This window comes from Pseudomonas sp. M5A4_2d (genome assembly GCF_053345295.1).
The window spans coordinates 1-23,258 of sequence record NZ_JBKEZW010000006.1; the positions used below are offsets into that span (position 1 = coordinate 1).

At 59.8% G+C, this 23,258-nt stretch carries 18 protein-coding genes and 1 pseudogene; 8 read left to right on the forward strand and 11 right to left on the reverse strand.

Annotated elements, in window-relative coordinates; translation table 11 throughout:
* Positions 1–410 precede the first annotated feature (410 nt).
* The 4 genes from ACLBW8_RS15295 to ACLBW8_RS15310 are packed head-to-tail and all read left to right on the forward strand — an operon-like array spanning position 411 to position 5,073.
* The gene (locus tag ACLBW8_RS15295; RefSeq protein WP_053256909.1) at positions 411–884 is read left to right on the forward strand and encodes a MarR family winged helix-turn-helix transcriptional regulator; all 474 of its coding nucleotides are present in this window, start codon (positions 411–413) and stop codon (positions 882–884) included.
* Positions 881–2,332 (forward strand): efflux transporter outer membrane subunit, encoded by a 1,452-nt coding sequence (locus ACLBW8_RS15300; RefSeq protein ID WP_064452967.1) that lies wholly within the window; start codon positions 881–883, stop codon positions 2,330–2,332. The genes ACLBW8_RS15295 and ACLBW8_RS15300 overlap by 4 nt, the downstream gene beginning before the upstream one ends.
* 15 nt (positions 2,333–2,347) lie before the next feature.
* The gene (locus ACLBW8_RS15305) at positions 2,348–3,544 is read left to right on the forward strand and encodes an efflux RND transporter periplasmic adaptor subunit (RefSeq protein WP_064452966.1); all 1,197 of its coding nucleotides are present in this window, start codon (positions 2,348–2,350) and stop codon (positions 3,542–3,544) included.
* Positions 3,544–5,073, forward strand: a complete 1,530-nt coding sequence (locus tag ACLBW8_RS15310; RefSeq protein WP_064452965.1) for a DHA2 family efflux MFS transporter permease subunit — start codon at positions 3,544–3,546, stop codon at positions 5,071–5,073. The genes ACLBW8_RS15305 and ACLBW8_RS15310 overlap by 1 nt, the downstream gene beginning before the upstream one ends.
* A 156-nt stretch (positions 5,074–5,229) precedes the next feature.
* Here ACLBW8_RS15310 and lpxH read toward each other — a convergent pair whose 3' ends face one another.
* Complete coding sequence (gene lpxH / locus ACLBW8_RS15315) at positions 5,230–5,979, reverse strand: UDP-2,3-diacylglucosamine diphosphatase (protein ID WP_064452964.1); 750 nt, start codon at positions 5,977–5,979, stop codon at positions 5,230–5,232.
* Complete coding sequence (locus ACLBW8_RS15320) at positions 5,976–6,479, reverse strand: peptidylprolyl isomerase (protein WP_043205556.1); 504 nt, start codon at positions 6,477–6,479, stop codon at positions 5,976–5,978. The genes lpxH and ACLBW8_RS15320 overlap by 4 nt, the downstream gene beginning before the upstream one ends.
* Before the next feature lie 259 nt (positions 6,480–6,738).
* Between ACLBW8_RS15320 and ACLBW8_RS15325 the strand changes: the two genes are divergently transcribed.
* The gene (locus tag ACLBW8_RS15325) at positions 6,739–8,439 is read left to right on the forward strand and encodes a glutamine--tRNA ligase/YqeY domain fusion protein (RefSeq protein WP_447805731.1); all 1,701 of its coding nucleotides are present in this window, start codon (positions 6,739–6,741) and stop codon (positions 8,437–8,439) included.
* A 21-nt stretch (positions 8,440–8,460) separates the two neighbouring features.
* A complete protein-coding gene (cysS, locus tag ACLBW8_RS15330) occupies positions 8,461–9,849 on the forward strand; it encodes a cysteine--tRNA ligase (RefSeq protein ID WP_064452962.1) in 1,389 nt (462 codons plus the stop codon).
* Positions 9,850–10,062: 213 nt separating this feature from the next.
* On the opposite strand, the gene ACLBW8_RS15335 is transcribed toward cysS, so the two are convergent.
* A complete protein-coding gene (locus ACLBW8_RS15335; RefSeq protein WP_447805732.1) occupies positions 10,063–10,398 on the reverse strand; it encodes a DUF6124 family protein in 336 nt (111 codons plus the stop codon).
* Positions 10,399–10,730: 332 nt separating this feature from the next.
* Positions 10,731–11,281: pseudogene (locus ACLBW8_RS15340) on the reverse strand (dihydrofolate reductase family protein).
* A 238-nt stretch (positions 11,282–11,519) separates the two neighbouring features.
* Between ACLBW8_RS15340 and ACLBW8_RS15345 the strand changes: the two are divergent.
* Together ACLBW8_RS15345 and ACLBW8_RS15350 are read left to right on the forward strand one after the other, a co-directional pair.
* Complete coding sequence (locus ACLBW8_RS15345) at positions 11,520–11,978, forward strand: HIT family protein (RefSeq protein ID WP_447805733.1); 459 nt, start codon at positions 11,520–11,522, stop codon at positions 11,976–11,978.
* A gap of 481 nt (positions 11,979–12,459) precedes the next feature.
* Positions 12,460–16,020 carry a hypothetical protein gene (locus ACLBW8_RS15350; protein ID WP_447805734.1) on the forward strand — a complete coding sequence of 1,187 codons (3,561 nt, stop codon included), beginning with the start codon at positions 12,460–12,462 and terminating at the stop codon, positions 16,018–16,020.
* Between the two features lie 27 nt (positions 16,021–16,047).
* Here ACLBW8_RS15350 and ACLBW8_RS15355 read toward each other — a convergent pair whose 3' ends face one another.
* The 7 genes from ACLBW8_RS15355 to ACLBW8_RS15385 form a co-directional block, all read right to left on the reverse strand.
* Positions 16,048–16,392, reverse strand: coding sequence for a Na+/H+ antiporter subunit G (locus ACLBW8_RS15355; RefSeq protein ID WP_447805735.1), 345 nt, complete (start codon positions 16,390–16,392; stop codon positions 16,048–16,050).
* Positions 16,389–16,667, reverse strand: coding sequence for a K+/H+ antiporter subunit F (locus ACLBW8_RS15360; protein WP_128587936.1), 279 nt, complete (start codon positions 16,665–16,667; stop codon positions 16,389–16,391). The genes ACLBW8_RS15355 and ACLBW8_RS15360 overlap by 4 nt, the downstream gene beginning before the upstream one ends.
* Positions 16,664–17,152, reverse strand: coding sequence for a Na+/H+ antiporter subunit E (locus tag ACLBW8_RS15365; protein ID WP_064452954.1), 489 nt, complete (start codon positions 17,150–17,152; stop codon positions 16,664–16,666). The genes ACLBW8_RS15360 and ACLBW8_RS15365 overlap by 4 nt, the downstream gene beginning before the upstream one ends.
* On the reverse strand, positions 17,149–18,831 hold the full coding sequence (locus ACLBW8_RS15370; protein WP_064452953.1) for a monovalent cation/H+ antiporter subunit D: 1,683 nt from the start codon (positions 18,829–18,831) through the stop codon (positions 17,149–17,151). The genes ACLBW8_RS15365 and ACLBW8_RS15370 overlap by 4 nt, the downstream gene beginning before the upstream one ends.
* Positions 18,828–19,172 (reverse strand): Na+/H+ antiporter subunit C, encoded by a 345-nt coding sequence (locus ACLBW8_RS15375; protein ID WP_007986256.1) that lies wholly within the window; start codon positions 19,170–19,172, stop codon positions 18,828–18,830. The genes ACLBW8_RS15370 and ACLBW8_RS15375 overlap by 4 nt, the downstream gene beginning before the upstream one ends.
* A complete protein-coding gene (locus ACLBW8_RS15380; protein WP_447805736.1) occupies positions 19,172–22,093 on the reverse strand; it encodes a monovalent cation/H+ antiporter subunit A in 2,922 nt (973 codons plus the stop codon). Before ACLBW8_RS15380 ends, ACLBW8_RS15375 begins: the two co-directional genes overlap by 1 nt.
* 211 nt (positions 22,094–22,304) lie before the next feature.
* Complete coding sequence (locus ACLBW8_RS15385) at positions 22,305–23,234, reverse strand: DMT family transporter (protein ID WP_447805737.1); 930 nt, start codon at positions 23,232–23,234, stop codon at positions 22,305–22,307.
* Positions 23,235–23,258: the final 24 nt, after the last annotated feature.

The window sequence follows — 23,258 nt, forward strand, 5'->3', positions numbered from 1 at the left end:
CGGTCCAAAGCCTTCGTTCTGGCACACCGAGCCTAGGCGAGGTGCCGAGTGGTGGGGCAAGAGCCCTTTGGTTACTTTGGGGCTTTTCCAAAGTGACCCGCCGTAAGGGCGGAACCTATTTCGGCCGTGACCCAAACAACGGATATGTACTCAGCGCGCCCCGCGACAACCACAGCACTCAACCCGTAAAAAATGTGTAGATACCAATGCTGCGATAGCGGTACATCAGTCGATGAATTATTGACTGACACGCCGCCATCCCAGGCAAGCCAGCTCCCACATGTGTTTGCATTGCAGCCCACCTGTCGTGAAATTAGCAAGCAAGCTAATAATTCCATTTGACATTCGCTGCCTAAGCAGTAACATCTTGTCATACATTCACTGCCTAGGCAGTAATAAGGTGACTTTCGATGACCCACTTCACCCCTGACAGCTTTCGCAACTGCCACCTCGGTTTGTTGCTGGGCCGGGCGGCGCTGCTCAAGGACCGCATTATCGACACCCACATGGAACCTCACGGCGTGACGGCCGCGCAGTTCAAGGTGTTGATCATCATTGCCCAGTTTGATGTGGATACCCCGGCCGAGCTGTGCCGCAACTTGTCGCTGGACAGCGGTTCCATGACCCGCATGCTCGATCGTCTGGAGCAAAAGGGCCTGCTGGCGCGCAAGCGTTCCGAACAGGACCGGCGCCAGGTGCAGCTGGTGCTCACCGAAGACGGCCAGCGCCTGGCCGACATGCTCCCGCACATCGGCGCCCAGTCAATGAATGAACTGGCCGGTGCCCTCGAGCCCGGTGAGTTGCAGACCCTGGAAGCCATCCTCACAAAAATTCTGGTAGCTGCCGGTGACGCCATCGTCATCCAGCGGGTAGGTAATAAATGAACACACGTGCACTTAGCCTGGTGCTGGTGGCGATGAGCATGGCCGGTTGCGCCAACTTCAGCGGCCTCGACACCCAAGGCCAACGCCTCGACGCCAACACCTTGCAAACCGGCAAATCCCTCAGCGGCGTGACCCTGTCCACTGCCGCATGGCCGAGTGCCGATTGGTGGAAAAGCCTGGGCGACCCACAGCTCGACGGCTTGATCCATGAAGCCCTGCAAAACAGCCCCGACATGCAGGTCGCCAGCGCCCGTGCCCACCAGGCACAAGCAGCTGCCTATGCCGCCGACGCGGCACGCATGCCGACCCTGGATGCCAGCGCTGGCGTGAGCCGTTCGCGCCTGGCCAAGGACCAGGACCCGCGCGGCGAGGGCGATGCCTACGCCACCGTGCGTAATATTGGCGCCAGCTTCAATTACAACTTCGACCTCTGGGGTGGCCAGCGCGCCGCCTGGGAAGCCGCCTTGGGCCAGGCGCGTGCCGCCGAAGTCGATCAACAAGCCGCACGCCTGACCTTGGCCGCCAACGTGGCCAAGGCCTACAGCGACCTGGGCCAGGCCCATATCGTGCGTGACCTGGCCAATGACGACCTCAAGCGTACCCGCCAGATGCTCGACTTGAGCAAGCGCCGCCTCAGCTCCGGCATCGACAGCCAGTACCAGTACCAACAGACCGAAAGCCTGGAAGCCAGCTCCCAGTCGCAATTGATCGATGCGGAAAAACAACTGCAAAGCGCCAAGATAGCCCTCGCCGTATTGCTCGGCAAAGGCCCGGACCGTGGCAGTGAGCTGGTGCGCCCGAACGTGTTGAAACCCAGCGTCGTTGCCGTGCCTTCAGTCTTGCCGGCCGAACTGCTCGGCCGTCGCCCGGACCTGATCGCCGCGCGCTGGCGGGTGGAGGCGGCGAGCAAGAACGTGGCCGCGAGCAAAACCCGTTTCTATCCCAACCTCAACCTGAGCGCGAGCGCCGGGGCCGAGTCGTTGTTGGGGGATGCGATGTTTGGCTCAGCCAGTCGTTTCTTCAGCATTGCGCCGACGATCTCGTTGCCGATCTTTGACGGTGGCCGCTTGCGTGCCGACCTGGATGCCCGCGACGCCGATTACGACCTGGCGGTGGCTCAGTACAACAAAACCCTGGTGCAAGCCTTGGGCGATATTGGTAACACCCTGATGCAGTTGCGCGAAACCGGGCGGCAGATCCAGGCACAGCAACATGCCGCGGACATTGCCCAGCAGTCTTACGACACCGGGGTGCAGCGTTACAGCTCAGGCATCGGTAATTACCTGGATGTGCTCAGCATCGAGCAGCAATTGCTGCAGGCCCAGCGTCAGCTGGCGACCCTGAATGCTGCGCAGATCGATCTGTCGATTCAATTGATGCAGGCCCTGGGTGGCGGGTTCAACGCCGATAACGTGGCCGCGACCACCCCAGCCACACGCACGGAATAATTTGAGGTATTTGTCATGGCCACTGCCGACAGCAACAACGTCACTGAAAAACCGGATAACAACCCACGCAAACGCAAAATCATGCTGATCGGCCTGGCGCTGATCGTCATCCTCGGCGTGCTGGGCGTGTGGGGTTGGTATGAGTTCTACGGTCGCTTCAACGAAAGCACCGACGACGCCTACGTGAATGGCAACGTGGTGGAAATCACCCCGCTGGTCACCGGCACGGTAGTCAGCATCGGCGCCGACGATGGCGACCTGGTCCACGAGGGCCAGGTGCTGATCAATTTTGACCCGAATGACGCCGCTGTCGGCCTGCAAAGTGCGCAGGCCAACCTGGCGCGCACCGTGCGTCAGGTGCGTGGCCTCTACAGCAACGTCGATGGCATGAAAGCCCAAGTGCTGGCCCAGCAGGCCAACGTGCAAAAGGCTCAGGACAACTACAATCGCCGTAAGAATCTGGCTGCCGGCGGCGCGATTTCCCAGGAAGAACTGTCCCATGCACGTGACGACCTGACCTCGGCGCAAAATGCCCTGGCCAACGTGCAGCAACAATTCAAGACCAGCAGCGCGCTGGTGGATGACACGGTGATTTCGTCCCACCCGGACGTGCAGGCTGCCGCCGCGCAGTTGCGTCAGGCTTACCTGACCAACGCTCGCAGCACCTTGATCGCCCCCGTCACCGGCTACGTTGCCAAGCGCACCGTGCAACTGGGCCAGCGCGTGCAGCCGGGGACTGCGTTGATGGCGGTGATCCCGCTGAACCAACTGTGGATCGACGCCAACTTCAAGGAAACCCAACTGCGCGATATGCGTATTGGGCAGCCGGTGGACATCGAGTCCGACATCTACGGCAGTGACGTGAAGTTCAGCGGCACCGTGGATAGCCTGGGCGCCGGTACCGGCAGCGCGTTCGCCCTGCTGCCGGCGCAAAACGCCACCGGTAACTGGATCAAGATCGTGCAACGGGTGCCCGTGCGTATCCATATCAACGCCGATGAGCTGGCCCAGCACCCGCTGCGGGTGGGCCTGAGCACCGTGGTCAACGTGGACCTGCACGATACGAGCGGCCCGGTACTGGCGCAACAGGCGCCGCAAAAGGCCTCGTTCACCACCAACGTGTATGACCGCCAACTGGCCGAAGCCGACGCCATGATCAGCCAACTGATCCATGACAACAGCCTCGCCGCACCCAAGGCTGTGCAACGCTGATGAGCAATAACGCCTCCTTCACGCCACCCAGCCTGTTGATGGCCACTATTGGCCTGTCGCTGGCGACCTTTATGCAGGTGCTCGACACCACCATCGCCAACGTGGCGTTGCCGACCATCTCCGGCAACCTGGGTGTGAGCTCGGAGCAGGGCACCTGGGTGATCACTTCGTTTGCGGTGAGCAACGCGATTGCCTTGCCGCTCACCGGCTGGCTGAGCCGGCGCTTTGGCGAGGTGAAGCTGTTTTTGTGGGCGACCATCCTCTTTGTGCTGGCGTCGTTCCTCTGTGGTATTTCCACTTCGATGCCCGAGCTGATTGGTTTTCGGGTGCTGCAAGGCCTGGTCGCGGGGCCGTTGTACCCGATGACCCAAACCTTGCTGATTGCGGTCTACCCGCCGGCCAGGCGCGGCATGGCCCTGGCGTTATTGGCGATGGTCACGGTGGTGGCGCCGATTGCCGGGCCGATCCTCGGCGGCTGGATCACCGACAGCTACAGCTGGCCCTGGATCTTCTTTATCAACGTGCCCATCGGCATCTTTGCGGTGATGGTGGTGCGTTCGCAACTGAAGAAGCGTCCGGTGGTGACCAGCTACCAGCCGATGGATTACGTCGGGTTGCTGAGCTTGATCGTCGGTGTCGGCGCCTTGCAGATCATCCTCGACAAGGGCAACGACCTGGACTGGTTCGAGTCCAACTTCATCATCATCGGTGCGGCGATCTCAGCCGTCGCCCTGGCGGTGTTCGTCATCTGGGAACTCACCGACAAACATCCGGTGGTCAACCTGCGGCTGTTTGCCTACCGCAACTTCCGCATCGGCACCATTGTGTTGGTGCTGGGGTATGCCGGGTTCTTCGGGATCAACCTGATCCTGCCCCAATGGCTGCAAACCCAAATGGGCTACACCGCCACCTGGGCAGGCCTGGCGGTGGCGCCGATCGGGATTCTGCCGGTACTGATGTCGCCGTTTGTGGGCAAATACGCGCACAAGTTCGACCTGCGCTTGCTGGCCGGCCTGGCATTTCTGGCGATTGGCTTGAGCTGCTTTATGCGGGCGGGCTTCACCAATGAGGTGGACTTCCAGCACATCGCCCTGGTGCAACTGTTCATGGGTATTGGTGTGGCACTGTTCTTTATGCCGACCTTGAGCATCTTGATGTCCGATTTGCCGCCGGCACAAATCGCCGATGGCGCGGGCCTTGCGACGTTCCTGCGGACCCTGGGCGGCAGTTTTGCGGCATCGCTGACCACCTGGATCTGGATTCGCCGCGCGGATCAGCACCATGCGTACATGAGCGAGAACATGACCACCTATGACTCGGCGACCCGCGACGCGCTGCAGGCGCTTGGCGGGGCAGGGCATAAGGCGTATGCGCAGTTGGACCAGATCCTCACCAGCCAGGCGTACATGATGTCCACCGTGGATTACTTCACGTTGCTGGGGTGGATGTTCATGGGCTTGATCGTGATTGTGTGGCTGGCGAAACCGCCGTTTGCGGCGAAGGCAGGGCCGGAGGCTTCCGGCCACTGATCTGTAAAGGTTGGAATGCAATCAAGTGTGGGAGCGGGCTTGCTCGCGAAGGCGGTGGTTCAGTCAGTATCTGTGTTGACTGGCACACCGCCTTCGCGAGCAAGCCCGCTCCCACATTTGGCTCTCTTTTCACAAGAGATCGGTGGTGTCGGGAGGTCAGGCGCCAGGCAACGCCAGTTGCGGATTGACGAAGTCAAACGCCGCCAACTGAAACCCTTGCTCATCCACCTGCAGGGCCCAGCCCTGCTTGTCCCAATCCCCCAGCACAATGCGCTTGGCCGCCTGGTCACCAATCTGCAACTTATGAATGGCGGGGCGGTGCGTATGGCCGTGGACCAGGGTGCGCACGCCGAACTGCTGCATCACCCGCGGCACTTCCTCGGGCGTCACATCGACAATGTCGTTGGCTTTCATGCGTACCTGGGCGCTGCTCTCGCTGCGCAGCTTGCGCGCCAGCTTGTGCCGGGTACGTAAGGGCAGGTGGCGCAGGATAAACAGCACAATCGGATTACGCAGGATGCGCCGCAGCTTCATATAGCCGACGTCGCGGGTGCAGAGGCTGTCGCCGTGCATCAACAGCACAGGCTCGCCATAGAACTGCACGACACTGGGGTCCTTGAGCAAGGTGGCGCCTGCCGCTTTGCAGAATGCCTTGCCGATCAGGAAGTCCCGGTTGCCATGCATGATAAAAATCGGGGTGCCACTGTCGCTCAGCTCACGCAGAGCCTCGCAAATCGAGCGCTGGAACGGAGTCATCCCATCGTCGCCAATCCAGGCTTCAAAGAAGTCCCCCAGAATGTACAACGCCTGGGCGCCACGGGCGCGGCCGTGGAGCAAATCCAGAAACGCCCGGGTGATGTCCGGACGCTCCTCTTCCAGATGCAAATCTGAAATCAGCAATATCACCCAACGATCTCGGCTTTCTCGACGATCACGTCTTCTACCGGAACATCCTGGTGACCGGCTTTACCGGTGGTTTGCACGCCTTTGATCTTGTCGACGACGTCCTGGCCTTCGGTCACTTTACCGAATACCGCGTAACCCCAACCCTGCACGTTCTTGCCGCTATGGTTCAGGAAGGCGTTGTCGGCCACGTTGATGAAGAACTGCGCGGAGGCCGAATGCGGCTCCATGGTACGGGCCATGGCGACGGTGTACTTGTCGTTGGAGAGGCCGTTGTCAGCTTCGTTCTGGATGCTTGGGCGCTTGTCTTTCTTTTCTTTCATGCCAGGCTCGAAACCGCCGCCCTGGACCATGAAGTTGCCGATCACACGGTGGAAAACGGTGTTTTCGTAGTGGCCGGCTTTAACGTATTCGATGAAGTTGGCGACGGTGATCGGCGCTTTCTCGGCGTTCAGCTCGATGACGATGTCACCGTGGTTGGTGGTCAGTTTGACTTGAGTCATGTTCACTACTCTTTTCAGGGAATTCGTGGGTTTGGACGCCGGGGCGTCTTACCTGTCTGGCTAAACGAGGGCCAAGGCGCGCAGTTTAGCGTGCCCGGCGGGAATTTCGAGGTGGTTTTTTATCGCCCCGGTCATTAAAAGAGGAATTAAACAGCAGTTTTTGGTCCCAGCCTGTCAGTGTCTTGACTGCTTCGGCTATTATGAGCCCTTTGTTTTATCTGGCCCCACCTGGCCACGAACCTGTCTGTTCAAGGATCCTATGAGCAAGCCCACTGTCGACCCTACCTCGAATTCCAAGGCCGGACCTGCCGTCCCGGTCAATTTCCTGCGCCCGATCATCCAGGCGGACCTGGATTCGGGCAAGCATACGCAGATCGTCACCCGTTTCCCGCCAGAGCCCAACGGCTACCTGCACATCGGTCACGCCAAGTCGATTTGTGTGAACTTCGGCCTGGCCCAGGAGTTCGGTGGCGTTACGCACCTGCGTTTCGACGACACCAACCCGGCCAAGGAAGACCAGGAATACATCGACGCCATCGAAAGCGACATCAAGTGGCTGGGCTTCGAATGGTCCGGTGAAGTGCGCTATGCATCCAAGTATTTCGACCAGTTGTTCGACTGGGCCGTCGAGTTGATCAAGGCCGGCAAGGCCTACGTTGACGACCTGACCCCCGAGCAAGCCAAAGAATACCGTGGAAGCCTGACCGAGCCTGGCAAGAACAGCCCGTTCCGCGACCGTTCGGTGGAAGAGAACCTGGACTGGTTCAACCGCATGCGCGCCGGTGAGTTCCCGGACGGCGCCCGCGTGCTGCGCGCCAAGATCGACATGGCCTCGCCGAACATGAACCTGCGCGACCCGATCATGTACCGCATTCGCCATGCCCACCATCACCAGACCGGTGACAAGTGGTGCATCTACCCGAACTACGACTTCACCCACGGCCAGTCGGACGCCATCGAAGGCATCACCCACTCCATTTGCACCCTGGAGTTCGAGAGCCACCGTCCACTGTACGAATGGTTCCTCGACAGCCTGCCGGTACCGGCGCACCCGCGTCAGTACGAATTCAGCCGCCTGAACCTGAACTACACCATCACCAGCAAGCGCAAGCTCAAGCAACTGGTCGATGAAAAGCACGTGCATGGCTGGGACGACCCGCGCATGTCGACCCTCTCGGGTTTCCGTCGTCGTGGCTACACCCCTGCGTCGATCCGCAATTTCTGCGACATGGTCGGCACCAACCGTTCTGACGGTGTGGTCGATTACGGCATGCTTGAGTTCAGCATCCGTCAGGATCTGGACGCGAACGCTCCGCGCGCCATGTGCGTGCTGCGTCCGTTGAAGGTGGTAATCACCAACTATCCGCAAGACCAGGTCGAAAACCTCGAACTGCCACGTCATCCGCAGAAAGAAGAACTGGGCGTGCGCAAGCTGCCGTTCGCTCGCGAAATCTACATCGACCGTGATGACTTCATGGAAGAGCCGCCAAAAGGCTACAAGCGCCTGGAGCCGAACGGCGAAGTGCGCCTGCGCGGCAGCTACGTGATCCGTGCCGACGAAGCCATCAAGGACGCCGATGGCAACATCGTCGAACTGCATTGCTCCTACGACCCGGAAACCCTGGGCAAGAACCCGGAAGGCCGCAAGGTCAAAGGCGTCGTGCACTGGGTGCCGGCCGCTGCGAGCATTGAATGCGAAGTGCGCCTGTACGATCGCCTGTTCCGTTCGGCCAACCCTGAGAAGGCCGAAGACAGCGCGAGTTTCCTCGACAACATCAACCCTGACTCGCTGCAAGTGCTTACAGGTTGTCGTGCCGAGCCATCGCTTGGCGACGCACAGCCGGAAGACCGTTTCCAGTTCGAGCGCGAAGGTTACTTCTGCGCGGATATCAAGGACTCGAAACCCGGTGCTCCGGTATTCAACCGTACCGTGACCTTGCGTGATTCGTGGGGCCAGTGATCAAGTCTTAAGGGATACGTCGTGCTAACGATCTACAACACACTCAGCAAAACCAAAGAAGTCTTCAAGCCGCTGGATGGCAACAAGGTGCGCATGTATGTGTGCGGCATGACCGTGTACGACTACTGCCACATCGGCCACGGCCGCAGCATGGTTGCCTTCGACCTGGTGACGCGCTGGTTGCGTTTCAGCGGCTATGACTTGACGTATGTGCGCAACATCACGGACATCGACGACAAGATCATCAACCGCGCCAACGAAAACGGCGAGTCGTTCGACGCGCTGACCGAGCGCATGATCGCTGCCATGCATGAGGACGAGGCACGCCTCAACATCCTCAAGCCGGACATGGAACCGCGCGCCACGGACCACATCCCCGGCATGCACGCGATGATCCAGACCCTGATCGACAAGGGTTACGCCTACGCCCCGGGCAATGGCGACGTGTATTACCGCGTCGCCAAGTTCATGGGCTACGGCAAGCTGTCGCGCAAGAAAATCGAAGACCTGCGCATCGGCGCGCGCATCGAAGTCGACGAAGCCAAGCAAGACCCGCTCGACTTCGTGCTGTGGAAAGGCACCAAGCCCGGCGAGCCGAGCTGGGAGTCGCCATGGGGCGCCGGACGTCCGGGCTGGCACATCGAATGCTCGGTGATGTCCACCTGCTGCCTGGGCGAGACCTTCGACATTCATGGCGGCGGCAGCGACCTCGAGTTCCCGCACCACGAAAACGAAATCGCCCAAAGCGAAGCGGCTACCGGCAAGACCTACGCCAACGCCTGGATGCACTGCGGCATGATCCGCATCAATGGCGAGAAGATGTCCAAGTCCTTGAACAACTTCTTCACCATTCGCGACGTGCTGGAAAAGTACCCTCCTGAGGTTGTGCGTTATTTGCTGGTGTCCAGCCACTACCGCAGCGCCATCAACTATTCGGAAGACAACCTCAAGGACGCCAAAGGCGCTCTGGAGCGTTTCTACCACGCGTTGAAAGGCCTGCCAGCCGTGGCGCCGGCTGGCGGCGAAGCATTCGTGGCACGGTTCACCGAAGTCATGAACGACGACTTCGGCACGCCGGAAGCCTGCGCGGTGTTGTTTGAGATGGTGCGGGAGATCAACCGCCTGCGCGAGACTGATCTCGACGCGGCGGCAGGGCTTGCTGCGCGCCTGAAAGAGCTGGCCAGCGTGCTGGGTGTTCTGCAGATGGAGGCCGACGACTTCCTGCAAGCCGGCGCCGAAGGGCGTGTGGATGCGGCTGAAGTGGACGCGTTGATTCAGGCGCGTTTGGCTGCCCGGGCTAATAAAGACTGGGCGGAATCCGACCGTATTCGTGACCAACTGACCGCGATGGGTGTGGTGTTGGAAGACGGCAAGGGCGGGACAACATGGCGGTTGGCCGATCAGGCCTGATCGGTAAACGCTGAATAAAAAACGCCCCGACTGGTTCGGGGCGTTTTTTTTGCCGGTGTTATTTCAGCGACCTACTCAACCCAAATGTCGGAGCGGGCTTGCTCGCGAATGCGGTGGATCAGTTAAAGATGTATCAACTGACACTCCGTCTTCGCGAGCAAGCCCGCTCCCACATTTTACCGTGCTCGCTCTGCATGCCCGCTGTTGTTGAATTTATCCCAGCGTTGGGCTGGAATTGAGGCTGAGTATTTTTTCCACCATCAACTGGATTCCCTCCAGCATCCGGCAAATTCCGAGCACCACGCTGCGGGGATTGCCGTCTACCTCAAACGCCAAATGGCTTGCCAGCGCTTGAACTGACGCAAGATCCTCCGAAGCATTGACCAGCAGCGTCTCGACGTCTAATCCTTCGCGCACGGTAAACACACCAGGGCTTTCAGCAGACGGCTCTGGTTTCTCGGAAGGATTCAGATAATGGTTAATTGCTCGATGAGCAGCAGCGTGAAACACGGTTGAATCTGACGGCGGGTTTGGACTGTCTTTAATCATGGCGAAGCGCCTAGAGTACTGGCGTCACCACCCATCGTTGCGAAACGTTATGTGGGTGGCAGCTGTACGCAGGTTCGCAGACCGGGACTCTAGGCACCCGGCATACCCGAAGGTATCCCGCGCACAGCCGCCATAACATCAGGCATAAAAAAGCGCCCGCTATCTTGAGGTGGACGCTGTGCGTCTAGAGTTTAACCGGGCTGCGAAACCCGGTCGCTGAATTTGCAGCGACCCCGGAAGATTAGGCAGCCATCTTCCGGGGGACAACCCTAAAAAGCTGTCGGAAACTTCCGAGTGTTGGCATGGCGGTTAACCGCATCGCTATCGGAGCGTCAGGCTGCTTCAACGACCCGATACGTACTCTGAACAAACCCATTCTGCGACACATACGTGTCGACATGGCGCAGTTCACGCTCACTGCCGATCTGGCTGAACAGGGGAACCCCTTTGCCCAACAGAACCGGAATACGGGTGATGATCAACTCATCGATCAGTCCTGCTTCAAGAAACGCCTGGATCGTTTGGCCCCCATCGATATACAGGTGTTTCATGCCGCGCTCGGCTAGCTGTTTGACGAGGGTGGTGACGTCTGCCGACATCACCTCAACCTTGCCCTGCACATGGATGGGTAGCGCTAATGATTGGTGCGAGAGGGCGATGACAGGCGTGCCTTTATAGGGCCACTCCGGGAAGGACACGACTTTTTCCAGGGTTTGCGGCCCATCACCAGCGCATCGACTGTGGCGATAAAACTGTCGTAGGTCAGGCCATTCAGTTGAGCGGTTTCGTACTCTGGCCGGTGCAGCCACTCGATATCACCGTCTGGCCGAGCGATGAAACCGTCGACGCTGGCCGCGATGAAGACGGAGCATTTGATATCCATTAAAAGTAAATCTCCTTGAACACATAGTCCTCTACAGTTTTGCACCAACCGCCCGTATCCCAAAGCCCGCAATACTCGCCAACTGCTCAACCGTCGCACCGCCTTTGCTGGCGATTCATACCGCTTAGGCGGCTTTTGTCGAGGAACTTTGTGGAAATACATTTTTTGACGCCCGCCGAATCATGGTTTTATAGGGCGGCGACGACCAAACTCATGAAGAAACCGGTGGATATCCAAGATGGATTGTATTTTTTGCAGCATTGTCCGAAGGGCCTCTCCCGCCCACATTCTGTGGGAGGACGAACACCATATGGCGTTCTTGTCGATTTTCCCCAACACGCCGGGTTTCAGTGTGGTGATCCCCAAGCAGCATTACGGCAGCTATGCGTTTGCGCAGTCAGATGCCGTGCTGGCTGATTTAGTCGTGGCGGCGAAGAAAACCGCGCTGCAGATTGATCGGGCGTTTCCTGACGTGGCGCGCACGGGGATGATGCTGGAAGGGTACGGCGTGGATCATCTGCACGCGAAGCTGTTCCCCATGCATGGCACGGGTCAGGACAGCGCATTCAAGCCCATCAGTTCCAAAGTGGATAAATTTTTTGAAGCCTATGAGGGCTATATCTCGTCCCACGATTTTGTGCGGGCAGATGATGCCGAATTGGCGCAGTTGGCGGCGCGCATCCGCTCGTTTGCTTAAGGATTATCTGGCGCTCTCCCCCCATCCAAATGTGGGGGCAGGCCTGAGAAATATAAAGAACGGTGAGGGGGCTTCGGTTGCCTGGATTTTTCAATGGGAGGATCAGAATTCTCCTATAGAGGGGGCGGTTTTTTTTTCCTAGTTTGGCTGCAACGGTTCTTAGGACGAGGACACTTTTCAGTGGCTCTGTTGCAGAGGATTGATTATGCCAATTTCCCTTATCCCGCACGCCAATTCTCAAAGTGGGCCTCCATCGCCCGCGGATAATTCACCTTTCACATTCACTTCATCCTCCGAGTCTGCCCAACCTGCACGCCCAAGCCTGGGCGGTTTTGCGCCGCCTGCACCGGCAGACGATCAAAAACAATTGCCCGTTTTCCCGCCCATCGAAACACGCGGAGGCCTGAGATCGCCCGGGCGATTCGGGCAACTTTCCGAGGGTACCGACCCTGTCGCTGTACGGCGCGAGAAACGCGCGCTTGTGCAGACGCCTGACAAACCTGCGCACAACACGTTGGGCCTGTTGGCGGGTCCGCACTCTCACTCCGCCGATGCAGATGAAACCCTTCAGGCGCAGTTAATTGCGCAGATGGGCAGTGTGCCGGATGCGCTGGTGACCGTGCCCGTGCGGTCGCTGATTTCTCAGCCGTTCGACATCTACAAGCGCGTGCTGAATCAGCCCGAGGTTTTAGCCTGGTTGAGGGGCAAGGGTTTTTCCCTGGACTCAGTGACGATCGGCAAAAACGCTGTATCGGGCCTTGTTACCCATAATGGCGTGACCTCTCGTCAGGCATACACCCTGCAAGACACCTCCGGTTGGTGGCAGGTATCGGCGCGTGTGATGCACGCGCTTGAGGCGTTAGACCCCACGCACCAGGGTGTGCCTTATGTCTCTATGAACAGCCAGCAAATTTCGCGGAATGTGGCGAGCTTGTTTTATGGCGTCAGTCCGCCACATACCGCCGAGCAAGCGAATGCGCTTGTGACAAGCCTGGAGGCAGGCTGGCCTGCGCTGTCTGCAGCGGAAACACACAATCACCCACTCCGGTCTGAATGGTCAACGCGTGCTATCAATGAGCTCGATGATCGAGAAAACCTCGCCGACGCGCTGGAACGCACGGCGCTGGGCGTTGCCGACAGTGGGCCATTATCGTTATCGGGTACCGAGTTTGAGGTCTCTCGAACAAACCCGTTGAAACGTGATGGTGAGGCCCGCACGCGCCTGGCCGAGCTGGTTGCACTCCCTGAGATGCAGGGTGTTCTGGCGGATCTGGAGCAAACCTTGCCGGACCAGGCGGTTCGTATCAGCGAAGGCCGTCTGCAAGTGCTGCAACCGACCCTGAATCAGTGGCTGGATGTACCTGTCAGTGATAGTTGGAGCCAGCCGTTGAAAGACGCATTAGCGGCGGTTGTCGCGTTGAGCGAGCAGACGGGTAACGCGCTCTACTCAGACGATCGCCACGATCTGCGGCAGGTCGCGAGGTCGATGGGCCTGGGTGCACTCGTTACCGCAGGGCAGGCTCGCGCCGCCGCCAAATGGTTGCGGACCCACTTCCCTCCGACTGCGCCCGTCGGCAATTATGCGAAGTTACTGCCTCAGGCGTGGGCTGCGGGCACCTTGTCGGCGAGCGACAAAACTACGTTGATTTCGCTGGCGACGGATCAAAAGTATGGCGCCAATACCATAGGGATCGCATGGGGGCGTCAGATCGTGACGCAAGTCGACCCGCAGGAAACAGCAGCCAGGGCAGACCAGATCTGGGACGAACTACTCAACACCCCGCAGGCCCAGCAGTGGGGTCGGGAACTCGCCCAGGCGTTGGGTTGGTATAAGGGGGAGGGTGATGACGATATCGATGCCGCGCAACGCAAAAGTCTGCTGACCGCCGCCATCATGCTCAGTGTCGAGCCTAATGTTCCCGCCGCCCAGGGAAGCGCCGCCGGTTATCAATTTTACACTCCGGCCAATATGGGCCGTGAGATGGGCGCTGTACGCAAAGACTTTGAAAAACACTTGATCGAGAAAAAAGGCGTGAGCGCACGTGCTGCGCCGTTGGTGGCTCATCTGTTCCTGGCACACGCCGCCCCGGAGTTTCTGGTGAAACCTGACCAGCAGGAGTCAACAAAGCTCCCTGAACCGCTACGTCTGTCTCCAGACAAAATACGCGTAGGCAGCCCGGCGTGGATGACGGTTAGCCTGGGCAGTGCATTGGCCGAAGTGTGGGGCGGTGCTGGAGCCAGTCGCGGCATGAGCCTGAATGAGCTTGGAGCACTGACCACCCTGGAAGCCGTCCAGCCGCAACAGCAAGCCCTGGCTATAGCACTGGGTGCAAAGCGGGTGCTCGATGTGGGAATCATGACCGGTACTGTGCCCCGGCGTAGCGACGGTAACTATACGCCCGGCGATTATCAGTTGGCTTCTGACGGCATTACTCGTCGTTCCGAGGCGGTCGAGCAATCCATAGTCACCCTGGGGACGGCACCGCCCACCCGTAGCAGCCTGGCAATCAAGGCGCTGAAACAAGCGTTCCCGGAGTTGACTGACAGTGAGATAGAAACAATCACAGTGAGAAAACCCGCCACTCAACACAGCCTCTCAGGTGTCGGCATTAATACGAAGTGGCCGACGTTGGTTGAGGCGTATGCAACGGGGGATCTTCATAAGAGTTGGTTTTCCTTCAGCCATCCTCGGATTACACAAGCGCAATTTGACGCCCGGATAAAGACACTTCCTCTTATTGCCAATCAGGTCAAGGGTGCCGTCGATCAATATCTGAGTGATGTCAAGGGGGCGATGCCCTCGCTTATGAAGATGAGTCTTGCAGACTTGCCGCTTGACGTTCGGCAGGCTATGGAATGGGGCGAGGTCCAGGTCTATAGGCTGCGTCGGGAAACCGGTGAAACGCAGCCCGAAGACGCCGGCAGGGGAAGTAAAGTCGCCGAGAATCGGGGTTGGCACGGGGTGCTGCTGCACAGCAAATACGAGGGAAAAAATCGGCTGCTCGAGTTTTTCCCCACGTCCGGGACGCTTATTGATCGCACGGCCAGTTTGGCGGGGAAAAGATGGAATATGAATGAGGGCGTCATCGAAGAAGAGACCGTGCCCAGATGGCGAAGTGGCACGAAGACACTTCGGTATTTGCGGGGCACTCAAGCACCTTTTGATTTCAACGCATACCTCACGGGGGAGGCGCCTCGTGACAATACCTCGTCGAAGGTCATCATTTCCAAAGTAGGGGCTTCCATGGCGGGGGCTGCGTCGAAAGGGTCGGGTGACAACCGCAATGAGTGGGTGCCTGACACCTTTGGCTCCGCCAAAAGCCAGGCGATTATCGACGTTATACTTTCGGGTAATTACATAGGCAACTATAGCGGGCATCGCCAGGCATTCATTGATCATGCGAATGCAGTGCTGCCCAGCGAAGATAACGTTCGGGGCTACGTCAATCGTCTGATGAGCAAAGAAAATGGTCGCGCGCTGGTGTCGATGATTTCGTTCATCGGCCCATTGGTTGACATCTATGAGGGCAATATCAAGGACGGCTTGAAAGGCTTGGCAATTGATACGTTGCTGTTTATTGGCGCGGGAGGATTACAGGCCACCCGCAAAGCATGGAACGCGATCAGGTTTGCATCACGGCTGAACAAGCAGGCATTTCGTGTCTCTGTTCTCAAGGAAGGCACTGCATTGCTGCGTGGGATATTTAATCCGAGTGAAGGCTTTTTTGGTCTGCCGAACCAGCCGAGTCGACTGGGAGATTTTCTAAGACGTGCGCGCAAGGGCGTTCCCGTCAGGATCGGGATGGGGGTGTACGTACCCGTTGATCTTTTCGCAAAGGCTCGCTTTACCAATGATGCTGCTCCCACCGTATCCGAGATGCTCAAGAAGGCGAACGCCAAGCCGATGACGCCCGTACAGGGCACGGTTAACCAGGTAACGCTGAAGGCCATCAAGGAGCAGGAAAAATGGTATGCGATCGATCCCGATAACGGTGTGCCGTTCGGCTCGCCCCTTCAAGGCTTTACCCCTCAAACCCCCTAGTGCCGACGGGCTGATGGAGTCGCTCGGCTAATTGGCTCGGCGACTACTCACCTCGGCGGGCACATCATCGCCGGCCATGCGCTTACGGAACAGCGCCGTCCTCGCCAATAGCAGCGTGGTCACCGGCACCGTGATCGACAACAAAATCGGAATCAACCACCCGTGCAATACCGGCCCGGACTTGAGTACCGAAAAGTAGATAATCGACGCCAACGCCACACACCACGCGCCCAGCGTCGAGGCCAGCGCGGGTGGGTGCATGCGCTGGAAAAAGTCCTTCATGCGCAGCAACCCGATTGCGCCGATCAACGCAAACAGGCTGCTCAGCACCAGCAATAGCGCCACGCTCACTTCAACCCATAACGGCATCATTCAATCACCTCGCCACGCAGCAGGAATTTGGCCAGGGCGAACGACCCGACAAAGCCAAACAGCGCAATCAGCAGCGCCGCTTCAAAGTAGGTGTCACTGGCATAGCGAATGCCGAGCACCAGCATCATCAGCATCGCCAGGATGTACAGATAATCCAGCGCCAGGACCCGGTCCTGCGCGGAAGGGCCTTTGAACAGGCGTAACAGCGTCAGCACCATCGCCAGGGAAAACAGGAACAGGCTGAACAGGATCGCATTGGAGAGCAGGGCGCTCATTCGAAGATCTCCATCAGGGGCCGCTCGTAGGCGTGTTTGAAGTGCTGGATAAACTGCGCTTCGTCATCCAGGTCGAACACGTGGATCAGCAAAATACTGCGGTCCAGCGCCAGTTCCGACCAGACGGTGCCGGGCGTGACGCTGGTGATCATCGACAGCACGGCCAGACCGTTGGCGTCGCGCAGGTCCAGCGAGATTTTCACAAACCGCGAGCGCGGTGGCCGCGAGCCGCAGACCAACACGCCCCATGCCACATGCAGATTGGAAACGATCACGTCGCGCCCCACCCGAAAAAACAGGCGGATGATCACGCCTGGGCGGCGGATGCGGATCGGCAACGGGCGCAGCGGTGCCATCAGCAGCGGCGCGAGAAAACCCAGCAGCGCGCCCAGCAACAGGTTGCCGGGGCTGATCGACAAGTTCAGCACCAGCCACAACACCCACAACGCCAGCGACAACCACGGGGCAGGCAACAGACGCTTCATGGCTGCACCTCCAACGCCGCGGTTTTGGCTTCAGGGCTCGGTATCGGACGCGTCGCCATCACCGCCATCACATAGTGTTCCGGGTTGTTCAGGCTCTCGGCGGTGGCTTGGGTGTAGCGCATCAACGGTTCGGCCTTGAAGGTCAGAATGATGCTCAGGCCGAGCAGGAAGAAGATCGGCAAGCACTCGTAGCGACGCAGCAGGGGCGATGGACGCTCTTCCGGGGTCCAGAAGCGCTGGATGCCCAGGCGGGCGAAGGCGATCAGCGAAGCCAGGCCGGACAGGATCAGGAGCGCCACCAGGCCCCAGGCGGCCGGCCGGATCGGTTCATCCACCGCGTTACCCAGGCCCATTGGGTTGACCAGCGCACTCAACAAGCTGAGCTTGCCGATAAACCCGGACAACGGCGGCATGCCGATAATCAGCAGCGCACAGGCGACAAAGCTCAAGCCGAGGAAGGCCATGGTCCAGGGAATCACCTGGCCGACCACGGCTTTCTGCTCATCGTCCAGGTTCACGCCGGGACGCGGATGCAGAGATTCCATGGCTTTGGGCAGGGCATCGATTTCTTCATCCAACGGCAGGTCATTGGCCGAGCGCGAACGCTCGATCAACTCAGCCAGCAGGAACAGCGCGCTCAAGGCCAGGGTTGAGCTGACCAGATAGAACAACGCGCCGGCGGTCAGGCTTGGCTGGGCAAAACCCACGGCCGACAACAGGATTCCGGCCGACACCAGAATGCTCAAACTCGCCATGCGCTCAAGCCGTTGCGCTGCCAACATCGCCAGCGCCGCGCAGATAATGGTCGCCATGCCGCCGTACACCAGCCAGTCGCCCCCAAACAGCGCCGAAGCACCAGCCTGGCCGGAGAACAGCAGGGTCCACAGGCGCAGCACGGTATACACGCCAACTTTGGTCATGATCGCAAACATCGCCGCCACCGGTGCGCTGGCCGAGGAATAGGCGGGCGCCAACCAGAAGTTCAACGGCCACATGCCGGCTTTAGCCAGGAATGCCGTCGCCAGAATCGCCGCACCTGCATGCAACAGGCCGCGATCCGCCTCCGGCACCAGCGGGATTTTCAGTGCCAGGTCAGCAAAGTTCAGCGTGCCGGTCACGCCGTAGATCATCGCCGCGCCAATCAGGAACAGCGACGACGCCAGCAGGTTGATCGCGATGTAATGCAACCCCGACGACACCCGCGCGCGGCCCGAGCCGTGCAACATCAAGCCGTAGGACGCGGCCAGCAGCACCTCGAAAAACACGAACAGGTTGAACAAATCCGCCGTGAGAAAGGCGCCGTACAGGCCCATCATCTGGATCTGGAACAGCGCATGAAAACTGGTACCGGCACGGTCCCAGCGGGCCATGGCGAACAGCAGCGCACTCACGCCGATAATGCCGGTGAGCACCAGCATCAATGCCGAGAGTTGATCCACCACCAGTACGATGCCGAACGGCACCTGCCAGTTGCCCGGCAGGTACACGCCGATTGAGCCCGGGCCGCCTTGTTGCGTCCAGTACAGCAGCAGAATGGCAATGCCCAGGCCGACAATGCTGGAGAACAGGTTGATTTTTGCCTTCAGCGGGCGACGTTTTTCGCCCAACATCAGCATCAGTGCGGCCGTCAGCAGTGGCAGCAGGATCGGCGCGACGATCATTTGGTTGACCCAATTCATTCCTTGGGCTCCCGGCCGTCCACATGGTCCGTACCGGTCAGGCCCCGGGAAGCCAGCAGCACCACCAGGAACAAGGCGGTCATGGCGAAGCTGATCACGATCGCCGTCAGCACCAGGGCTTGTGGCAGGGGATCGGTGTAGTGCAGCAGGTCTTGCGGCACGCCGTCCTTGATGATCGGCTCCTTGCCGATAAACAGGCTGCCCATGCTGAAAATGAACAGGTTGACCCCGTACGACAGCAGGCACAGGCCCATCACCACCTGGAACGTCCGTGGTCGCAGGATCAACCAGACGCCGGAGGCCGCCAGGACTCCAATGGCAATTGCGATGACTTCTTCCATCAGGCGGCTCCTTCCGTTGCGGCAACGGCTTTCGCCTGGTTGCTCGGTTTATGGGCCCGCACGGATTGGTGACCGAGGGCGGTGAGCATCAACAGCGTCGAACCGACGACCATGGCGTACACGCCGATGTCGAAGAACAGTGCGCTGGCAATATGGATATCGCCCAGCACCGGCAGGCTGAAATGCCAGGTGTGGGTCGTGAGGAAGGGGTACCCGGCAAACAATGCGCCAAGCCCGGTCAATGTTGCAGAGAGCAGGCCGAAGCCCATCCAGCGCATCGGCCGCAGGCTCATCTGTGCCTCGACCCACTGGGTGCCGGCCACCATGTATTGAAGGATAAACGCCACCGACATCACCAGGCCTGCGACGAACCCGCCACCCGGCTGGTTGTGGCCGCGCATAAACAGATAGAACGACACCACCAGCGCAATCGGCAGCAGCAGGCGCACGAGCACCGCCGGCACCATCATGAAGCCCAGGGCGGTGTCGCTGGCCTGGCGCGGGTTGACCAGGTCGGTGGCCACGTCCGGCGCCAACTGGCGCTGTTGTGCGGGCAGTTGCATGCTTTCTTTCGAGGGGCGGAACCGACGCAGCAGGGCATAGACCGTCAGCGCCACGGCGCCGAGTACGGTGATTTCGCCCAGGGTGTCGAAGCCACGGAAGTCCACCAGCATCACGTTCACCACATTGCTGCCGCCGCCTTCGGGAAGGGCGCGGCTGAGGTAGAACGAGGAGATGTCGTTGGGCGTCTGGCGGGTCAGCATCGCGTAGGACAACAGCGCCATGCCGCCGCCCACCACGGTGGACAGCAGGAAGTCACGCAGGCGACGGATGCGTGCCTTGCGCAGCGAACTGGGCAATGGCGACACCTCTTCGATGCGTCGTGGCAGCCAGCGCAGGCCCAGCAGGATCAGCACGGTGGTCACCACTTCGACCACCAGCTGCGTGAGCGCCAGGTCCGGCGCCGAGAACCACACGAAGGTGATGCACGTCATCATGCCGCACACGCTGACCATGGTCAGGGCTGCCAGCCGGTGATACTTGGCTTGCCAGGCGGCGCCCAAAGCGCAAGCGATTGCCAGCAGCCATAGGGTGACGAATACGACGGAACCCGGGATCTTCGGCCGGTCGCCCCAGCTGAGGCCACTGTTGAGCATTGGGATCAGCCCGGCCACCACCGCCGCCAATACCAGCAGGAATAGCTGGGTCTGCAGGCGCTTGGTGCTGATGCGTTTTTCGATTTTGCGCACGCCGCGCATCATCACTACCAGGCTGCGCTCGAACATGCGCTTGCCGTTGAAGTAGCTGATGACGGGCGGGTACTTGAAGCGACCGCGCTTGAGTTGCTTGCGCAGCAGCAGGTACAGCACCACGCCGCCGGACATGGCCACCAGGCTCATGATCATCGGTGCATTCCAGCCGTGCCAGATGGCCAGGCTGTACTCGGGCAGTACACCGCCGACAACCGGCAGTGCGGCGGCGGCGAGGATCGAACCGACTACCTGAGCCGGGAAAATCCCCACCAGCAGGCACGTGAATACCAGCAACTCAACCGGTGCGCGCATCCAGCGCGGCGGTTCATGAGGCGTGTGGGGCAGGTCGGTTGCGGGCGGGCCGAAGAACACGTCGACTGTGAAGCGCAGCGCATACGCCACGCTGAAGGTGCCGGCAATGGTCGCGATCATCGGCAGCGCGATTTCCACCCAGGCGGTCGATGAAACAAACACGGTTTCGGCGAAGAACATTTCTTTGGACAGGAAGCCATTGAGCAACGGCACGCCGGCCATGGATGCGCTGGCCACCATTGCCAGGGTCGCGGTAAACGGGATCAGCCGCACCAGGCCACTGAGCTTGCGGATATCCCGCGTGCCGCTTTCATGGTCGATGATGCCCGCCGCCATGAACAGCGAGGCCTTGAAGGTAGCGTGGTTGAGGATATGGAACACCGCAGCGACGGCGGCCAGCGGGCTGTTGAGGCCCAGCAGCAGGGTGATCAGCCCGAGGTGGCTGATGGTGGAATAGGCCAGCAGGCCCTTGAGGTCATTCTGAAACATGGCGCAGTAAGCGCCGAGGAGAAGGGTGATCGCGCCGGCGCCGCCGACGATCCAGAACCATTCTTCGCTGCCGGACAGCGACGGCCACAGGCGGGCCAGCAGGAACACGCCGGCCTTCACCATCGTCGCCGAGTGCAAATAGGCAGAAACCGGAGTCGGTGCCGCCATCGCGTGGGGCAGCCAGAAGTGGAAGGGGAACTGGGCGCTTTTGCTCAAGGCGCCGATCAGCACCAGGGCCAGCATCACCGGGTACAGCGAGTGCGCACGAATCTGATCGCCCGCCGCCAGCACCTGGTCCAGGTCATAGCTGCCGACGATATGCCCCAGCAGCATCACGCCGGCCAGCAGGCACAAACCGCCCGCGCCGGTGACCATCAAGGCCATATAAGCCCCGCGCCTGGCGTCGGCGCGGTGGTGCCAGTAGCCGATCAGCAGGAACGAGAACAGGCTGGTCAGTTCCCAGAAGAACACGATCTGGATCAGGTTGCCGGAAATCACCAGGCCGAGCATGGCGCCCATAAAGGCCAGGAAAAATGCGAAGAAACGCGGCACCGGGTCGTCCGGCGACATGTAGTAGCGCGCATACAGCGACACCAGCGTGCCGATACCCAGCACCAGCATCGAGAACAGCCAGGCAAACCCGTCCATGCGCAACACGAAGTTCAGCCCAAGGCTGGGCAACCACATGAATTCTTCGCGGATCACGCCACCGTGGGCGATCTGGGGGTAGAGCAGGGCGACTTGAATAGTGCCGACCAAGGCCACAAGGCCGGCCAGCAGGGATTCGGTGTTACGTGCATTATGCGGCAGCAAGGCCGCCAGACAGCTGCCGATAAAAGGCAGCAGCAGTAGAACTATCAGGGACATAGGCTTCTAATCTGCGGGAGTTTGGGATGCATCATACGTGCCGCTTTCTCGATCACCAAACGGCAAGGTGTGGCAGGATCCTACAAGGTAGGCCGAAAACCCCGGTTTAGCATTGTTTCAGGTGAACCCATTCCAGCAAGCGACACCCTACACTGTGGGAGCCGGGCTTGCCCGCGATGGCGATCTGACAGCCACCACCAGCAGTCTGACCCTACCCTTGCTGTTCCTGTTCCCTTTCATCGCGTAGTTCGAGCGCCTTCTGCCCCTTCGTCTTCAACTCACTCACAATCACGGCCGCCACAATCAACGCCGCCCCGACCATCGCAATCGGCGGGAAGCGCTCACCGGCAATTCGCCCGATCACGCCTGCCCACACCGGTTCACCGGCATAGATCAGGGTGGCGCGTGTCGGCGATACACTTTGCTGCGCCCAGTTCATGGCGACCTGGATCACTGCACTGGTCAAACCCAGGCCCACGGCGCTGAACAGCAGCAGCCAGGAGAACCCGGGCAAGGCTTCACCCATCGGCACCACCATCAAAAACGACAACAGCGATGCCGTGGCCAATTGCACGACGGTCACCCGACGCACATCCACCTGCCCGGCAAACGCGCTGATCAGAATGATTTCGGCCGCCACTGCCACGGCGCAGATTAACGTGGCAATTTCGCCAGGGCTGAAGTTCAGCGAGGCGCCGGCCGGGCCGGTGAGCAGCATCAACCCGGTAAACGCCAGCATGATGCCGATGGCCGGCATCAGCCCCGGCCGGCGCCCCAGCACCAGCCACTGCAGCAGTGGGACAAACGGCACATACAGCGCAGTAATGAATGCCGATTGGCTGCTCGGAATGGTCTGTAACCCGATGGTTTGCATGCCGTAGCCGAACATGATCGACGTGCCAATGAAGGCGCCGGCTTTCAATTCAAACAGGGTCAGGCCGCGCAGGGTGCGCAATGAAAAGAAGCCCACCACGATGGCCGCCGCTGCAAATCGCAGGCCGACAAAAAACATCGGGCCGCTGACGGTCATGGCGTGTTGCACGAGCAAAAACGTGCCGCCCCAAATCATGGTGATGACCACCAGGATGCATTCGGCTTTGCTGAAACGGTTGAAACGTGTGGAAACGTTCGGGGCAGTCATGGCGGCTCGGTCTTGCAAGGGAAA

Bases quoted from the DNA above. Each gene is read 5' to 3' on its own strand.
- ACLBW8_RS15295 (WP_053256909.1), top strand. From the start codon at position 411: ATGACCCACTTCACCCCTGACAGCTTTCGCAACTGCCACCTCGGTTTG.
- ACLBW8_RS15300 (WP_064452967.1), top strand. From the start codon at position 881: ATGAACACACGTGCACTTAGCCTGGTGCTGGTGGCGATGAGCATGGCC.
- ACLBW8_RS15305 (WP_064452966.1), top strand. From the start codon at position 2,348: ATGGCCACTGCCGACAGCAACAACGTCACTGAAAAACCGGATAACAAC.
- ACLBW8_RS15310 (WP_064452965.1), top strand. From the start codon at position 3,544: ATGAGCAATAACGCCTCCTTCACGCCACCCAGCCTGTTGATGGCCACT.
- ACLBW8_RS15320 (WP_043205556.1), bottom strand. From the start codon at position 6,479: ATGACTCAAGTCAAACTGACCACCAACCACGGTGACATCGTCATCGAG.
- ACLBW8_RS15325 (WP_447805731.1), top strand. From the start codon at position 6,739: ATGAGCAAGCCCACTGTCGACCCTACCTCGAATTCCAAGGCCGGACCT.
- ACLBW8_RS15335 (WP_447805732.1), bottom strand. From the start codon at position 10,398: ATGATTAAAGACAGTCCAAACCCGCCGTCAGATTCAACCGTGTTTCAC.
- ACLBW8_RS15345 (WP_447805733.1), top strand. From the start codon at position 11,520: ATGGATTGTATTTTTTGCAGCATTGTCCGAAGGGCCTCTCCCGCCCAC.
- ACLBW8_RS15355 (WP_447805735.1), bottom strand. From the start codon at position 16,392: ATGATGCCGTTATGGGTTGAAGTGAGCGTGGCGCTATTGCTGGTGCTG.
- ACLBW8_RS15360 (WP_128587936.1), bottom strand. From the start codon at position 16,667: ATGAGCGCCCTGCTCTCCAATGCGATCCTGTTCAGCCTGTTCCTGTTT.
- ACLBW8_RS15365 (WP_064452954.1), bottom strand. From the start codon at position 17,152: ATGAAGCGTCTGTTGCCTGCCCCGTGGTTGTCGCTGGCGTTGTGGGTG.
- ACLBW8_RS15370 (WP_064452953.1), bottom strand. From the start codon at position 18,831: ATGAATTGGGTCAACCAAATGATCGTCGCGCCGATCCTGCTGCCACTG.
- ACLBW8_RS15375 (WP_007986256.1), bottom strand. From the start codon at position 19,172: ATGGAAGAAGTCATCGCAATTGCCATTGGAGTCCTGGCGGCCTCCGGC.
- ACLBW8_RS15380 (WP_447805736.1), bottom strand. From the start codon at position 22,093: ATGTCCCTGATAGTTCTACTGCTGCTGCCTTTTATCGGCAGCTGTCTG.
- ACLBW8_RS15385 (WP_447805737.1), bottom strand. From the start codon at position 23,234: ATGACTGCCCCGAACGTTTCCACACGTTTCAACCGTTTCAGCAAAGCC.